At 48.6% G+C, this 360-nt stretch carries 1 pseudogene; it reads left to right on the top strand.

Annotated features, from left to right (window positions below):
• Positions 1-360, top strand: a pseudogene (locus CWC28_RS21315) (class I tRNA ligase family protein); the annotation flags it as partial.

Genomic DNA, 360 nt, shown 5'->3' on the forward strand with positions numbered 1-360 from the left:
GAAAACCGCTGAAGGCAAAGACTACATTGTGGTAGCAACTACTCGTCCGGAAACCATGCTGGGCGACACAGGTGTTGCCGTTAATGCCGAAGATGAGCGCTACAAAGCCCTGATCGGGAAAGACATTATTCTGCCACTGGTCAACCGTCGCATTCCCATTGTTGCCGATGAACATGCGGACATGGAAAAAGGCACCGGTTGTGTAAAAATCACTCCGGCTCATGACTTTAATGACAATGAAGTCGGTAAGCGCTGCGGTCTTCCCATGATCAATATCATGACTCTGGAAGGCCATATCAGCGAACAGGGTGAAGTCTTCAACATTGATGGTACGAGCAACCAGGAAATTGATGCTCCTAT

The sequence above is a fragment of the Pseudoalteromonas sp. S4492 genome, assembly GCF_005886115.1.
GTDB lineage: Bacteria > Pseudomonadota > Gammaproteobacteria > Enterobacterales > Alteromonadaceae > Pseudoalteromonas > Pseudoalteromonas gelatinilytica.